General features: G+C 38.4%; 13 protein-coding genes. 1 reads left to right on the forward strand and 12 read right to left on the reverse strand.

The features are described from left to right. Positions 1 to 336: 336 nt before the first annotated feature. Positions 337 to 909 (reverse strand): hypothetical protein, encoded by a 573-nt coding sequence (locus tag AC3WV0_RS14040; protein WP_488846729.1) that lies wholly within the window; start codon positions 907 to 909, stop codon positions 337 to 339. A gap of 288 nt (positions 910 to 1,197) precedes the next feature. On the opposite strand from AC3WV0_RS14040, the gene AC3WV0_RS14045 reads away from it, so the two are divergent. Continuing rightward, positions 1,198 to 1,668, forward strand: a complete 471-nt coding sequence (locus AC3WV0_RS14045) for a hypothetical protein (protein ID WP_488846730.1) — start codon at positions 1,198 to 1,200, stop codon at positions 1,666 to 1,668. A gap of 820 nt (positions 1,669 to 2,488) precedes the next feature. Here AC3WV0_RS14045 and AC3WV0_RS14050 read toward each other — a convergent pair. From AC3WV0_RS14050 to AC3WV0_RS14100, 11 genes are all read right to left on the reverse strand, one after another. Beyond that, complete coding sequence (locus AC3WV0_RS14050) at positions 2,489 to 2,935, reverse strand: GatB/YqeY domain-containing protein (protein ID WP_488846731.1); 447 nt, start codon at positions 2,933 to 2,935, stop codon at positions 2,489 to 2,491. Between the two features lie 192 nt (positions 2,936 to 3,127). After that, positions 3,128 to 5,026 (reverse strand): cell division protein FtsZ, encoded by a 1,899-nt coding sequence (ftsZ, locus tag AC3WV0_RS14055; protein WP_488846732.1) that lies wholly within the window; start codon positions 5,024 to 5,026, stop codon positions 3,128 to 3,130. 91 nt (positions 5,027 to 5,117) lie between these two features. Beyond that, the gene (gene ftsA / locus AC3WV0_RS14060; RefSeq protein WP_488846733.1) at positions 5,118 to 6,506 is read right to left on the reverse strand and encodes a cell division protein FtsA; all 1,389 of its coding nucleotides are present in this window, start codon (positions 6,504 to 6,506) and stop codon (positions 5,118 to 5,120) included. 20 nt (positions 6,507 to 6,526) lie between these two features. Continuing rightward, positions 6,527 to 7,489: a cell division protein FtsQ/DivIB gene (locus AC3WV0_RS14065; RefSeq protein ID WP_488846734.1), complete on the reverse strand. Its 963-nt coding sequence runs from the start codon at positions 7,487 to 7,489 to the stop codon at positions 6,527 to 6,529. Positions 7,490 to 7,651: 162 nt separating this feature from the next. Beyond that, positions 7,652 to 8,029: a GxxExxY protein gene (locus AC3WV0_RS14070; RefSeq protein ID WP_488846735.1), complete on the reverse strand. Its 378-nt coding sequence runs from the start codon at positions 8,027 to 8,029 to the stop codon at positions 7,652 to 7,654. 122 nt (positions 8,030 to 8,151) lie between these two features. Continuing rightward, positions 8,152 to 9,510, reverse strand: a complete 1,359-nt coding sequence (murC, locus tag AC3WV0_RS14075; protein ID WP_488846736.1) for a UDP-N-acetylmuramate--L-alanine ligase — start codon at positions 9,508 to 9,510, stop codon at positions 8,152 to 8,154. A 99-nt stretch (positions 9,511 to 9,609) separates the two neighbouring features. Beyond that, on the reverse strand, positions 9,610 to 10,731 hold the full coding sequence (gene murG / locus AC3WV0_RS14080; protein ID WP_488846737.1) for an undecaprenyldiphospho-muramoylpentapeptide beta-N-acetylglucosaminyltransferase: 1,122 nt from the start codon (positions 10,729 to 10,731) through the stop codon (positions 9,610 to 9,612). A gap of 101 nt (positions 10,732 to 10,832) precedes the next feature. Next, positions 10,833 to 12,071, reverse strand: coding sequence for an FtsW/RodA/SpoVE family cell cycle protein (locus AC3WV0_RS14085; RefSeq protein ID WP_312902933.1), 1,239 nt, complete (start codon positions 12,069 to 12,071; stop codon positions 10,833 to 10,835). A gap of 22 nt (positions 12,072 to 12,093) precedes the next feature. Further along, complete coding sequence (gene murD / locus AC3WV0_RS14090) at positions 12,094 to 13,431, reverse strand: UDP-N-acetylmuramoyl-L-alanine--D-glutamate ligase (RefSeq protein WP_488846738.1); 1,338 nt, start codon at positions 13,429 to 13,431, stop codon at positions 12,094 to 12,096. A 69-nt stretch (positions 13,432 to 13,500) separates the two neighbouring features. Next, positions 13,501 to 14,742 carry a phospho-N-acetylmuramoyl-pentapeptide-transferase gene (mraY, locus tag AC3WV0_RS14095; protein ID WP_312902931.1) on the reverse strand — a complete coding sequence of 414 codons (1,242 nt, stop codon included), beginning with the start codon at positions 14,740 to 14,742 and terminating at the stop codon, positions 13,501 to 13,503. 31 nt (positions 14,743 to 14,773) lie between these two features. Next, complete coding sequence (locus AC3WV0_RS14100; RefSeq protein ID WP_488846739.1) at positions 14,774 to 16,234, reverse strand: UDP-N-acetylmuramoyl-L-alanyl-D-glutamate--2,6-diaminopimelate ligase; 1,461 nt, start codon at positions 16,232 to 16,234, stop codon at positions 14,774 to 14,776. Positions 16,235 to 16,249 lie beyond the last annotated feature (15 nt).

Here is a 16,249-nt window from a genome sequence, read left to right on the forward strand (position 1 = left end):
GATTTTGAAAAAATCGTATCGAGAAGTTTATAAGTTTGATTATCAATTTCATTCTCGATACATTTTTTCTTCACTTTGTTACGAAAAAACACTCGAATTGACGACGAATCCAATACCAAAAATTTAGTTTCACAAAGGCGTTCTACTTATAAGAGCTCACAAAGCTGATTCTTTAAACACGAATGGCACTAATGGATGAACACTAATTTCACAAATGTTGTGTGAAAATGCTTTGCTTGGATCCCTACGGGATGACAAACGGAGTGGAAAGTGTCCTGTTGCATTAAAAACATTCGTGCATAGATGCTTGTGCTTATTTGTGTTTAATAATTCGTGTCATTCGTGTTTAATAAAAGCAAGTATGGGTGGAGGTCGGCCGAATTGGTTGGCGATTATTTGATTTATTTTGAAAGAATAAAAAGCAATACGCGAAGGTTTCTTTTTATCCAGTGTCATGCCGTGGGGCTGAGGGAATGCAGGATTTATCACCGGGTAAAGCAGCTTGCGGGAGGAGGGAGCTCCCATAACAGCCTGTAAAGAAAAGCTTCCGGTACTGCTGAAATGCTGACTGTTCACAGGAGCTGTAAAACGGAATGAGTGCTCTCTTTTGCCCGATGCACAGGCTGTTGCAGCGGCTGCTTTTGATGATGCTAAGATTTTAGATTGATGGTTTACAGACTGAGTGCTGTTGGAAAATTTCTCCTCCTCAGAATCTGTAATGACTGCGATGGTTTGCCGGTCCGTATAAAGATAGGCATCGTCAGCAATATAAATAATGGAATCGGAGTAAGAAAAAGGAGTCTGCGAACTCATGGGAACTGTCAGAAAAAATATCTGAGCGCAAATTATCCTTACGCAAAAACGAAGGAACAGAGGGACTTCAGGGATTTTTGTCATGACTTTTTTCATCTTTTTAGTGTTTAAAAAGTAGTCAGACCTAGACTACTTTTACAGCCAATACCCTAAACATCAACCTTATTTGTGATTTTTAAGTAAAAATCGTGTCGTTTCTTTCGCCTCTGGAAAAGCCCATTTTTAATCAAGTATATGCTCTTAATTTAATTAACACATTAAAAAACAAAGGATTATTATTTGGAAGTAAGAATAATTTATTTACTTTTGTTGCAGAAAAGTAGTCTAGGTCTGACTACTTTTTTATGTTAAATTAGTATAAAAAAACTTTTATACTAAAAGATTATGACCATCCAGTATTTTTTGCCTGAAAAAGGAGAATCAAGAGATCTTCATCTTTACCTTATTGATGAAAGAACCAATTCAGAAACACGTTTCAGAACCTACCTAAGAATTGAAGAAGAAGAGTGGGACTTCGAAATGCAAAGACCTAAACATCTGTATCTGAAAAGAAGTAAAAAAATCAATACGAAATTAGACGCCATCAGACTCCGCATTCTTGAGCATTATAATAATAACAGACATAGAGAAGTTTCTCACCGTACAATTGCCAGGATCATCAAAACCATAAGCCTTGAAAAACATGTAAGCCACCCGGAAGATTCTTTTCTCAACTTTATCCAACAATATATAACTTCCCGCCGTCACATTATCTGCAACTCCACCTTCAAAAGATATATGGTATTCTTCCGCTTCCTGGAACGCTACCAGGGTTCTATCACCAAAAGACTGATGATAATGGGGAAGATGGAATGAAGAGGAATATCGCAGAAAATCTAAAAGACTCTACAAGAAGAAAATGGATGGAAAATGATAAGGCTTTAGAAAAGAGATGAAGAAAACTGTCATGATAATAAAAGAACTGTCTGCATATAACATATAAAAAAGATTAACCTTGTTATATATAAATAGAGTGTTGTACTGTTGCAAATCTAAGTGCTATTAGAGCAATGAGTTACATTTGGTTACTATTTAAAAACAGCTTCTGGAATTATCAGAAAAGATCTTTCTCTCCGCAATCATCAGCTTTTATTTTCCAGTGTAAAGATATTTGAAAATATACCTGTTTTTGCTACCATATAATTTGAGAGCAAATACTGAAGGGTGTATGTAAGAAAGCCAAACGGTTTACTATTAAGATTATCAGGCGCAGATAAATAATGATCTCGCTCCTGGTGGGAACTTTAATAATATACAAAGTATAAGATTGTTATAAAAACAGGTATGGAATCCTCTTTGAATTTACTGCTGAAAAATAAATTTTCGTGCTAAGTGCGGTATAGTATAGGGATATATACAGTGTAAACAGTTTTTTATGGTTCCATGTAATTCTGATAAGATAACCATTCTTTTTTTGATTATGATTTCAGAAAAAACCGGCTTTCTACGATCGCAACCCGGAAATAGGTAAAATAAACCCAAAAATTATTTCTTAAAAAAGCCCGGAACTGAAAAGTTCCGGGCTCTTTAATCAAATCGATATGCAAAGGTTGAATATCCTTATAAAATTGTTGATAGTTTTTGGTTAAAAGGTGATGGTTTTAAGGCCTGTCAACAAGCAACCGTGAACCAACAACTAGGAGAGCAGTCTTTTCGCCGTCTCGGAAATGCTTTTCCCGTCAGATTTTCCGGCTAAAGATTTAGAAGCTGCTGCCATCACTTTACCTAAATCTTTTATTGATTCGGCTCCTGTTTCGGCAATGATTTTCTTCATTTCAGCTTCCAGCTCTTCTGGAGAAAGCTGCTTGGGAAGAAACTGCTCGATAATCTTCATCTGTGCTTCTTCCACTTCCGCAAGGTCATTTCTTCCCTGTGCGGTAAACTGGTCGTAAGAATCCTTACGCTGCTTCACCATTCTCTGAAGGATGGCGATCTCCTGATCCTCGGTTACTTCCGCATCGCGGGCTTCCGTTTTTAGTAATAATATCTGTGATTTCACAGCACGAAGAGAATCCAAAGCCACTCTGTCTTTCGCTCTCATGGCTGTTTTTATCGCTTCGTTTATGGTGTTTTCTAGGCTCATTTTATTTGCTTTAGGCTTTAGGCTTTAAGCAGTAAGCTATGATGCGGCCAAAATGCCTGCTGCCTACTGCTTATTGCTTACAGCAATTAGTCTACATCTTTTATTGCTTCGCTATGGTATTTATTTGCTTTAGGCTTTAAGCAGTAAGCTAACGGTGCGGGTAAAATGCCTGTTGCCTACTGCCTACAGCAATTAATCTACGTCTTTATTCAAAAATCTGTTTTCTCTGATCTGCATATTTCCATTGTTGTCAGACAGATAGGTATTGATATTCTGGTCTGAAGCGTTGGTTCCTTCAATGGAGATGTTTTTTCTTTTGAAGGCCGGAACAGATTCAAACTCACTGGAGCTGTCGAAGCTCTGGTAACGTGAATTGAATTCCTTCAGCTTGTTTCTTCTTTCCATTACTCTTTCCTGGTCTACCGTTTTATTCACAAACGTAAATTCTTCTTCTGTAGGTTTCGGTGCTTCGGTCTCAGCTTTGGTTTCAATTACCGGCTCTTCTTTCAGATGCTGGAAGAAATGCTCCACTTTCTGAAGCGGCTCTTCTGTAAGCTGGTTGACTTCACTCGCTGATTTAAACTCAGCTTTCGGCTGTCCGGAGTCTGGCTTCGGCTCGTTATTTTTCGGCTCATTCACAAAAAAGCTGAACTCTACAGACTTCTCTTCAAAATAAGAGTTGCTGGAAGAACCCATGTTCTGCTGCTCTTCTTTTTTATGATCGAAATCAAACCTGAAAGATTCTGTTTCCAGATCGTTGGCATCTTCCTGATCTTCTTCCAGGGAAAACAGGCTGTATGATTCTTCTTCGTTATTTCTCCAGCTCTGTTCCGGTGTCTGTAATGTATCTTCTTCTCTGTCAGTGAATTTTATTTCAGTTCTTGCAGGTTCTTCTTCAATGGTCATTTTTTTTTCAGAAGACGAGCTGAAGAATGGTGCATCATTATCTTCATCATCGAGTCTGAAAAGGTTTTTCCCTCCAAAATCATAACCTTGTTCAGGCGCTTCCTCTCTCTCCTGTCTTGTCTTAAAAGGAGATTCTTTCGGAGTATCGAAACTGTCGTTCAGGCTGATCTTGATCTTTTCTGTAGGCCCTGAGAATTTTTTATTGTCATTAGAGAAACCTGTTGCGATAACAAGAACACTTACAGAGTCTCCAAGTTCTTCATCAGAACCCACCCCGAAAATAATATCAGCTGTGTGTCCGGCTTCTTTCTGGATATGATCCATGATTACACCGATTTCGTCCATTGTTACTTCTTCTGCACCACTTCGTATTAACAAGAGTACGTTTTTGGCTCCGGTAATCTTGTTATCGTTCAGCAATGGGGAATCCAATGCCTTTCTTACGGCTTCTTCCGCTTTATTTTCACCTGAAGCAACTCCGGTAGACATCAACGCTGTTCCAGAGTTCTGAAGTACAGATTTAGCATCTCTAAAGTCAATGTTTACATCAAAATATCCGGTAATAACTTCTGCCATTCCTTTGGCAGCATTGGTTAACACCTCATCGGCTTTTGAGAATCCCTGCTTGAAACCAAGATTTCCGAACTGCTGTCTTAATTTATCATTATTGATAACGATAAGCGAGTCTACGTTGTTTCTTAATTTATCGAGTCCGTTTTCTGCCTGCTCGAGTCTTCTTTTCCCTTCAAAGCTGAAAGGAACCGTAACGATACCCACGGTAAGGATGCCCATGTCTTTTGCGACTTTGGCAATCACGGGAGCAGCACCGGTTCCGGTACCACCGCCCATTCCGGCAGTGATGAAAACCATCTTGGTATTCTGTCCCATCGCCGCTTTGATATCCTCGATGCTTTCGATGGCCGATTTTTCACCTACTTCAGGATCAGCGCCTGCACCAAGCCCTTCGGTAATGGTCGTTCCTAACTGTACTTTGTTGGCAACCGGGTTATTATCCAACGTCTGGGCATCTGTATTACAGATCACGAAATCTACTCCGTGAATTCCTTTTTCGTACATGTGCTTCAGTGCGTTGTTTCCGCCGCCTCCAACACCGATTACTTTTATTATTGATGAGTTCCCTTTTGGCAAATCAAATGAAAACCCTTGTGTTCCTAAATTTTCCATAACTATACTTTTTATAATTATAATTGATAATTGATTGATGATAATTGATAAGGAAAAATCGTGTATCGCTTATCATTTCATCATTTATAATTTACTCTACTTCTTCAAAGAATTTTTTTACTTTTTCCATGAGCGACTGCCCGAAAGTAAGCTTTGCCGCTTTTTTAGATTGCTGTTCGTTTACAGTCTGCTCTGGCTGAGGAATTTCTGTCTGCTGTACCGATTCCTGAACGGCTTCAGCCTTAGGAGTCTGAACTTCTGTTTTTACTTCCGACTGCTCCTCAATGGTTTCCTGAATTTCAGCATGCTGCTTTTTGTCCCTGATCTTTAAACTCTCCATCAGCAATCCGATGGAAGTTGCGAATTCAGGTCCTTTAAGATACTGGTTTTTATCGTTCGCAATATATTCATTGGCAAAACCAATCCTGCTGTCGAACCCTGTGGTGTAGTTCGCAAGCTGACGCAGATGTTTTAAATTGGAACCGCCCCCGGTAAGAACAATACCCGCAATGAGTTTTTTCTTCTGCTCAAATGCGCCGTAAGCTTTAAGTTCTGTATTCACCATTTCCAGGATTTCCTCTACTCTTGCATTGATAATCTGAGCAAGTGTTTTCAGAGAGATCTCTTTATCCGGTCTTCCGTGAAGTCCGGGAATGGTTACATACGTGCTGTCTTTTTCCAGCTCGGGAACTGCAGAACCAAATTTCACCTTAAGCTGCTCTGCGTGTTTTTCAATGATTGAACAGCCTTCTTTAATATCTTCTGTAATTATTCCGCCACCGTAAGGAATTACACAGGTGTGGCGAATAATATTGTCTTTAAAAATTGCGATATCCGTTGTTCCTCCACCAATATCTACGATGGCTACGCCGGCTTCTTTTTCTTCTTTGGTAAGAACTGCTTCTGAAGAAGCTAATGGTTCCAGCGTAAGGGCTTCCATTTCGAGCCCTGCCTCACGGACACATCTTGCAATATTTCGGATGCTTCCCATCTGGCCTACGACAACGTGGAAATTGGCTTCCAGACGTTTTCCGTGCATACCGACAGGTTCCTGAATTTCACCCTCGGAATCTACTTTATATTCCTGAGGAAGTACGTGTATAATTTCTTCACCGGGAAGCATAACCAGCTTCTTGACCTGATCTTTCAATGCTTCAATGTCATCATCTGTAATAAATTTGTCCGGATGTTCACGCATAATATAATCGGAGTGCTGGAGAGAACGGATGTGCTTTCCTGCAATACCTACCGTTACTTTATGGATAGGTACTCCTGCGCTGGACTGTGCCTCAGACACAGCAGCTTTGATTGAATTAATGGTCTGCGAAATATTATTCACAATACCTTTGTGAACACCAAGACTCTTAGCCTTCCCTACACCGAGAACTTCTATTTTCCCGTGTGCATTCCTCCTTCCGACAATCGCGACGATTTTCGTCGTCCCGATGTCCAGACCTACTGAATACTCTTGATTTTCCATTTGTTATATCGATTTGATTTTTATTCTATTTTAACTTTTGCCTTTGTTTTCGGCTTTGCTGCCGTTGGTTTCTTCTCTGTTTTTTTAGCTTCTTTCGGCTTGGTTACTGTTTTTGGTTTTAATGAAGAGGAGGTTATTTTTTTAGTTGTCTTTTTTACTTCAGCCGGTCTGGGTTTATCGTCATTTCTTTTCACTGCAATAACCGGAGCTTTGGCCAGTTCTTTATTTCTTTCTTTCAGAATGCTGTCGTTTTCTTTAAAATAAGGATTTAAAGTCGTTACGATCTGGTTCTGATATTTCACAGATACCATATTGTATTTTTCAGGATCCTGATATACCAGATATTTTTCAACAAATGTTTTAAAGCCTTTTACTTTAAATTCAATATTATCGAGATCTCCTATTTCTACTTTGTAGTTTCCTTCGCTGGTCAGGAGGTTGTAATCACCGTTATCCTTTGATATTCCGATAAAATATTTCTTGCTGAAATCATCTTTATCAATTTTCTCCACCAGCTCGGCCAACTTCTTATATTCATCTTTCTGTACATCTCCCGTTACCAGCATACAAGGATGAGAATACGTTTTAGAGATCGGAAATTCTATTCCTTTTTCATCTACATAAAAGTCCCGTCCATTTTTGTTCAGCCTGAAAACAGGAACTCTTTGCCTGATATCCAGATTCAGTTTGCCATTCAGATTCAGATACACATTGGCACTGTCTACCGCCGGAAGGGCATTGATTTTCTTTTCCAGCGCAGGTATATTAAGTTCACCCACCTTTCCGGATGGATTTTCTTTTTTTACGATCTCTCTGATATCTTTTTCATCAATAAAATAGACTGGCGTTTTCTCGCTCATCTTTACAGAAATTTTATTGTCCGTAATTTTCTGTCCACTGAATTTCTTCAATGAGAAGCTCAGCAGAAATCCGAGAATGATTACTGTGACGGCAATTTTTAATATTCTGTATTTATTTTTCATTTATTTCTATTCTAAATGGCTTCTTTTTTAACTATCATTTTAAACGCCACGTTCGCAAGGTTCTTTAATGACTCTCCTATTTTTCCGCTCGCAAAGACGTTTCACTCAGCGAATGATAGCCGAAAACATTATACTTCTATTTATTGTATTTTAAACCAAGATTTATAATTTATTTACTGCTCTTTTTACTCCATCTTTAAATAAGGTAGAATGAAAATTTAAAATCATTCCCAATTTCAATTCTGTAATTCTTAAATAGTTAAGAAGCTGAAAGAAATGATACTTATTAATTTCCGGAACTGCTTTTATTTCTATAATTACTTTATTTTCAATTAATAAATCAACTCTAAATGCCTTCTCAATGAGCAAACCTTCATAATGAACACTAATGTCTTTTTGACTTTCAATCTTAAGTCCAATATTTTTCAATTCGTACGTTAAGCATTGCTCATACACATTTTCATAGAGTCCTATTCCAAGTTTTCGATGCACTTTCATCCCTGCATCAAAAACTATATTTGATAATTCATTTTCTGTCATTTGTGTGTTTTTAATTTACTCCAAAATGATATTTTCAACTATCATTTGCTGAGTGAAACGCCTTTGCGAACGATTTTATACGGGTTATATAAATTTTCGTTGCGCTCGTTGCGTTTATCAAATTAATATTTACTCATCCACTCACAGATAGGATCATACAGTGTATCAATATTTCCTGCGCCTACGGTGAGAAGGATATCAAATTCTTTTTCTTTTATCTTATTGAAAGCCTCGCTTAATGTTGAGACTTCCTTTTTATTTAAATTCACTTTTTCCAAGAGCCATTCTGAAGTGATTCCTTGAAAGTTTTCCTGAAGCTCTCTTGCAGGATAAATATCAAGCAGAATGAGTTCATCGGCCTTGCTCAGGCTTTCTGCAAAACCGTCAGCAAAATCTCTTGTTCTGCTGAACAGGTGCGGCTGGAAAACCACCAGCAGTTTCTTTTCAGGGTAAAAAGTTCTGATCGAGCTCATTACCGCATTGATTTCAGTCGGATGGTGAGCATAATCATCGATATAGATTTTCCCGTTATCATATCTGTGTTTGGTATATCTTCTTTTAATACCTTTAAAATTGGATATTGCTTTTTTAAGAGTTTCAAAATCCACTCCTAATTTGTGGAGAATCGCCAACGCCGCAGTTGCATTTTCTACATTGTGAATTCCCGGAATTTCCCAGGAGAAATCCTTTACCGTTTCTTCAGGAGTATGGAAATCAAAATAGATTGTATCATTCTCCATGCGCAGGTTATCGGAATAATAATCTGCCTCTTCGTTTACAGCATAGGTAAGATGAGGTCTGCCGATGTCAATTCCTTTTCTTACAAACAGCTGCTTGTCTTCCGGAACCAAAGCGGCAAAATGCCTGAAACCTTCTTCAATGGTATTTTTATCCCCGTAAATATCGAGATGATCTGCATCGATCGACGTTATTACGGCCCAGTCGGGAGACAGATTGAGGAAACTTCTGTCATACTCGTCTGCCTCTACCACAGAATATTGTGTCCCATTATAAAGGAAATTCGATTTAAAATTCTCGGAAATTCCGCCCAGAAAACAGGAGAATGGCAAATCTGCTTCTTTACACAAATGAGAAACCAGTGTAGAAGTCGTTGTTTTTCCGTGTGTTCCTGCAACGGCGATACAATCTGTATTTTCCGTAATTAAACCTAAAACTTTCGCCCGTTTGAGAACTTCAAACTGATGATCATTAAAATAATCTAAAATTCCAAGCTTTTTAATCGCCGGAGTATAAATCACCAATGTTTCTTCCTTCTGAAGAGCGGTAATTTTTTCATCAATATGATCATCAAAAACAATATCAATTCCTTCGTTCATCAGAGCCTGCGTAAGCTTGGTGTTGGTTTTATCATACCCGGACACTTTTTTGCCCGAAGCATGGAAATACCGTGCCAGAGCACTCATCCCAATACCTCCGATTCCAACGAAGTAAAAATTCTGATATGTTTTTAAATTATTCATTTATTTAAAATTTCATTTTGTCATTCTGAGGAACGAAGAATCTCACCATTCTAGATTCTTCATTTCACTATGTTCTATTCAGAATGACAACCGGTTTATTTACTTTATCACCTTAAAAATCTCATCCACAATCTCTTTTGCTGCATTTGGTTTGGCAAAATATTTCAGATTAGCAGACATTTCTTTTCTTAATTCTCTATTTTCACAAATCTCTAAAAGGGTTTTCCAGAATTTTTCCGGCATTTCAGAGTCTTTCACCATTCTGGCTGCATTTTTCTCCACCAGGTTCATCGCATTTTTGGTCTGATGATCTTCCGCTGCAAAAGGAAATGGAACCAATAAAACAGGTTTCTGCGCTACCGCCAGCTCTGAAATGGCAATGGCTCCTGCTCTTGAGACAATGACATCTGCCGCAGAATAAGCGGTTTCCATGTCTTTGATGAATTCTTTTAGCTGGATGGAAGCTGGAAGCTGGAGACTGGAAGATAGTTCGCTATAATCCAGTTTTCCGGTCTGCCAGATCAATTGATAGCCTTTCTCCTTCAGGTTTTCCAGATTTTCTTTCCAGCCGTTATTTAATGTTCTTGAACCTAAAGATCCGCCGACTGATAAAATGGTCAGCTTGTCTTTATCAAGTCCCATTTTTTCTTTTGCCTGAGCAGTATCCTGCATTCCGGAAACAATATTCTCACGGATAGGATTACCCAGAAACTTTATTTTTTCTGCCGGAAAACCTTCCACTTTTGGGTAGGCGGTAAACACGGCTTTTGCTTTTTTGCTTAAAATTTTATTTGTTACACCTGCGTGTGCATTCTGTTCCTGAATAAAAATCGGAATTCCAAGTTTGCTTGCTTCATATAAAGCCGGTCCGCTTGCAAAACCGCCTGTTCCTACGGCGAAATCAGGAGAGAAGCCTTTAATGATCTTCTTAGATCTGGATAAGCTTTTTAAAATCTTAAAAGGCAATCCTAAATTTGAAAGCATATTTCCTCTGTCGATTCCGGCGATATCAATTCCTTCAATTTTATAACCAGCCTGCGGAACTTTTTCCATTTCCATTTTTCCGTTGGCCCCAATGAACAAAAATTCTGCATCCGGAAATCTTTTTTTGATTTCGTCTGCAATAGCAATTGCCGGGAAGATATGTCCTCCTGTTCCTCCGCCGGATAGTAAAACGCGGATTGCCCTTGGCTTTTGGCTATTGACTGATTGATTGTCCATTTATTTATTATTTAATCAAATTCTATGTGATTCATTTTATTTTAGATAGGATTTACATCCTATCCTGATTTATGTCGTCCCTTCGGGACTCCCTGCTATCATTAAGCAATATCATTTATTTCCGCGACACTTTGCTTTTTACCTAATCCTTCTTCATCATAAATCTGAATTCTGGAGCTTATATTTAAAATAATTCCCAATTGTAAGTAGGTAACGAGCATGGATGTTCCCCCGTAGCTGATCAACGGTAATGGCTGACCAGTCACCGGAATCAGATTAACGGCCACCGCGATATTTACGGAAAGCTGCACAAAGATCATCACTCCAAGGCTGAGCACGAGCAACGATCCGAAAAAAGCCGGCATCTTGCTGGCAATCATCACAATTCTTATCATCATGATGAGGTACATACTGATGAGAAAAGCAGCTCCGATAAGTCCATATTCTTCAACAATTACTGCGAAAATAAAGTCGGAGGCCGATTGCGGAAGCATTTGCTTCAAAGCACTTTTCCCGGGTCCCATACCTGTAATTCCTCCATGGACAATCGCTGCTTTAGCCTGCATCACCTGATAGTTTTTGGCCTTTACGCTTTCATCGTCAACATCTGCTGTTTTGGCTTTACTTGAGGTAAATGTTTCAATACGGCTCATCCAGGTGTGTACACGGTTTCCACCAATAAGGTTTGTATTTAAAGCAATGATTAAAAACAAAACAATCGCTATAAATGATGCGGATATAAACCCTGCAATATATTTCCAGTGAAGCTGTCCGATAATCAACACAATAACGGACACCATTAAAATCATTAATGCAGTTGAACCATTGTCTTTTGCCACCAAAACAAAAACCAGCAAGATTGGTCCGAAAATATACATAATGTTCTCAATCGGAAGCCTCTCTCTTGTGATCTTCTTGGTTAAATATCTGCAGAGATATATAATAAGCATCAGGAAGGCAAATGAAGAAGGCTGGAATGATATCGGTGTTCCTGGAATCTTCAACCATCTGGAAGCACTGGCTCCGTCGATGGTTTGACCGGTAAACATGGTGACAATCAATAAAATAATCATTAAACCTAACAGGATACTGCTGAGCTTTCCGATATATTCATATTTCACCATTCCTACTACTCTCATGATGGCGAGTCCTAAGACAACAAAGAACATATGCTTGATAACGTGACCTGTTGTAGTCCCGTTGTTGACGATATATTCCAGATTTGAGCTCGCAGAATACACTGGGAAAATAGAGAAAATGGAGATCACAAGAATGACCATCCAAAGTACTTTATCACCCTTCAGGAATTCAAATCTGTTTTCTGTGTCTTGTTCGTTCATACTTAATACTATTGGCTTTTAGCTAATTGCCATTGGCTTTTAAAACCTGCTGTTTAAATTGTTGTCCTCTGTCTTCGTAGCTTTTAAATAAGTCAAAGCTTGCACAGCATGGGGAAAGTAAAACGGTATCCCCTTTTTGAGCCAGAGATTTTGATATTTTTACGGCTTCCTCCATACTTGAGGTGTCATAAATAAATTCTTTCTTGTCTTTAAAGAAGTTTATAATTTTCTCATTATCAATACCCAGACAAACAATCGCTTTTACTTTTCTTTTAACTAAATCTTCGATTTCGGTGTAGTCATTTCCTTTGTCTATTCCGCCTACGATCCAAACGGTCGGGTTTTTCATGCTTTCTAAGGCATAATACGTGGCGTTTACATTGGTTGCCTTGCTGTCATTGATGTATTTTACACCTTCAATTTCAGTGACAAATTCTAATCTGTGTTCAACCGCCTGAAAAGTCATTAATGAATTCCTTATACTTTCATTATTGATTTCCAGTATCTTACCTGCGATTGAAGCTGCCAGACTATTGGCTACATTATGATTCCCTAGGAGCGACAATTCTTCAATTTTCATTGAGAATTCATCTTTCATCTTCACCACAATACGATCATCGTCGATGAAACCTCCTTCACTCAGCTTTTCTTTGGTGGAGAAAGGAATCATTTTCGCTTTAATCTCCAGCTTTTCAAGGATATTTTTGCTCATTTCATCATCTTTGTTATAGATAAAGAAATTATCATTTTCCTGATTTTCTGCAATTCTGAATTTCGCTAAAGCATATTCTTCATAATTGTAATTGTACTGATCCAGGTGATCCTGTGACAAATTCAGCAATAAAGAGATATATGGTCTGAAATTCTGAATATCATCCAATTGGAAAGAACTGACTTCCAATACATAATAGTCATATTTTTCATCGGCAACCTGCTTGGCAAAACTGTATCCGATATTTCCTCCTAAACCTACATTCAATCCGTCATTTTTGAGGATATAATAGATCAGAGAGGTGGTGGTGGTTTTTCCGTTGCTTCCTGTGATCGCAATGATCTTGGCATCGGTGAATTCAGAGGCAAATTCTATTTCGGACGAAAGCCTGATTCCTTTATCATGAATCTTATGGATAATTTCCGCCTTTTTGGGAATTCCAGGGCTTTTAACAATCCAATCTGCATTCAGAATTCTTTCTTCATCGTGATTTCCTTCTTCAAATTCAATCTCATTGTCTGTAAGAAACTGCTTATAATGGTCTTTAATGGCTCCCTTATCTGAAAGAAAAACTTCCAGACCCTGTTTTTTAGCCAAATAAGCAGCTCCACAACCGCTTTCTCCTCCTCCTAAAACAACTATTTTCATACTTTTTGCTTTATGCTGTAGATTATAAACTGTAAATCTGATTGTTACGACTTATAATCTACTGCCGGTTTATCTCATCTTTAATGTTATGAGACATACAATTGCCAACATAACCCCTATGATTATCATTCTATTAACGATTTTACTTTCGTGAAAACCGCCTTTCTGATAATGGTGGTGTAGTGGTGACATTCTGAATAATCTATTGTTTTGGGCATATTCCAGCCCATATTTTCTTTTTCTGTATTTAAAAACAATTACCTGCAGCATTACAGAAATATTTTCTATTAAAAATATTCCGCATAAAACGGGAATCATTAATTCTTTTCTTAAAATAATAGCTAAAACAGCAATCACGCCTCCCAGCATCAAACTTCCTGTATCTCCCATGAAAACCTGGGCAGGATAGGTATTGTACCAGAAAAAGCCAATTACGGCTCCTACCATCGCGACAATGAAGATCGTTGCTTCCCCCATATTCGGGAGGAACATGATATTGAGGTAATCTGCAAAAATGATGTTACCCGACACGTAGGCGAAAAAGGCCAGAGCAAGCAAAATTACTGTGCTTGTACCGGCTGCAAGACCATCGATTCCGTCAGTGATATTGGCACCATTTGAAACGGCTGTTACAATGAAGATAACGATAGGAATAAAAACAATCCATGCCCATTCGTGAGCATCTTTATCATTCATCCAAAACAATATTCCACTATAGTCGAATTCATTATTTTTAGCAAAAGGCACGGTGGAAATAGCAATTTTTTCGGTAGGCATGAAGTTCTGCTCTACGTTGTTGCGGTTTACCACTTTAGCATCTGCATATTTTCTCTTAACCGTAATATCGGGATGGAAATACATTGTAACTCCAACAATTAATCCTAATCCAACCTGTCCTACGATTTTAAATTTACCGCTGAGACCATCTTTATTTTTTTTAATTTTCTTCAGATAATCATCCAGGAAGCCGATCGCTCCCATCCACAATACTGAAACAATGAGCAGTACGATATATACATTGGTGATTTTTGTGAACAGTAATACCGGAATCAGGGTTGCCAGAATGATGATAAGGCCTCCCATTGTCGGGGTTCCTTCCTTCTGTTTTTGCCCATCCAGACCAAGGTCACGTACCAGCTCACCCATCTGCTTTGCTCTGAGATAGTTGATGATTCTTTTTCCGTAAACAAGAGCAATGGTTAAAGAAAAAAGAACTGCCATCCCCGCTCGGAAAGAGATGTATTTCAGCAATCCAAGTCCGGGAACGTGGATGCCGTGGTTGGTGAGATATTCGTATAGATAGTATAGCATTTCTTAATTATTGATGGTTGATAATTGATATCTATTTGCTCATTAGTTTCCAAAGCTCATTGATCGTCTCTTTATCATCAAAATGATGTTTTACCCCATTAATTTCCTGATAGTTTTCGTGCCCTTTTCCGGCTACCAGTACTATGTCTTTTGGCTCGGCAAATTTTATGGCCATTTTGATAGCCTCTCTTCTATCGGGAATCGAAGTGTATTTACTGAAATTCTGGGGTTCAACGCCTGCTTCAATTTCTTTTATAATGGCTACCGGATCTTCCGTTCTTGGGTTGTCTGAAGTAATGATCGCCAATGTCGATTTTTTAGTGGCAATATTTCCCATTTCAGGTCTTTTTGCATGATCCCTGTCACCTCCGCAACCGAAAACAGTGATCAGTCTTTCATTTTTAGTCCTGATATCATTAATACTGTCGAGAATATTTTCCAAAGCATCCGGTGTGTGGGCGTAATCCACGATGAAAAAGATTCCACCGTCTGATTTGAACGTTTCAAATCTTCCGGAAACTCTTTTCAACTGACTGATCGCCTGCAGAATTTCGTCCTGTTCAAAGCCCAGCTCAGAAGCAATACCGAAAACAAGCAGCAAATTATAAACATTGAATTTTCCTGTAAGGGTCGTCCAGAATTCTTTTCCGTTGAAATTCAACAGCATTCCGTTAAAGTCCACCTCCAGTAACCGTCCGTGATAGTCAGCCATTGTTTTTAACGCATAAGACTTTTTCGTTGCTTTTGTATTCTGAAGCATGACGTTTCCATTTTTATCATCAATATTGGTGATGGCAACGGATTCAGCATCAAGCCCATCAAAAAACCTTTTCTTGGTCTTTAAATATTCATCAAAAGTTTTGTGATAATCCAAATGATCATGGGTAAGATTGGTGAAACCGGCAATTTTAAAATGTAACCCCTCGATCCTGTTTTGGGCAATCCCGTGAGAACTTACTTCCATGAAGGCAAATTCGCATCCTTCTTCTACCGCCTGAGCCAGAATCTTATTAATGGTAATAACGTCAGGAGTCGTATGTGTTGCCGGAATGACCTGATCTGCAATTCTTATTTCTACTGTAGACAGCAATGCAGAGTCATATCCGAGATTTTTAAAGACATCAAAGAGTAAGGTAGAAACAGAGGTCTTTCCATTTGTTCCTGTAACTCCTATTAATTTTAATTTCTCTGAAGGATTTCCGTAAAAATTAGAAGCAAGTTGTCCCAACGCTTTAGAAGAATCTTTTACTTTTACATAAGTGATGTCTTCATTTAAATTGTCGGGAAACTTTTCGCAGACAATTGTTTTGGCTCCTTTCTGTTCTGATGATGCAATAAATGAATGCCCGTCCGCAACCGTTCCTCTCACTGCAATATACAGGGAGTTTTCCGTAACCTTTCTGCTGTCGAACACCAATTGTGAAACCTCGCGGCTGTTATCACCGTGAATTTCTAAAACTGGAATTCTTTTTAATAATTCAACTAATTGCATGTTTTTATTTTTTAA

Source organism: Chryseobacterium sp. 27AL, assembly GCF_057815395.1.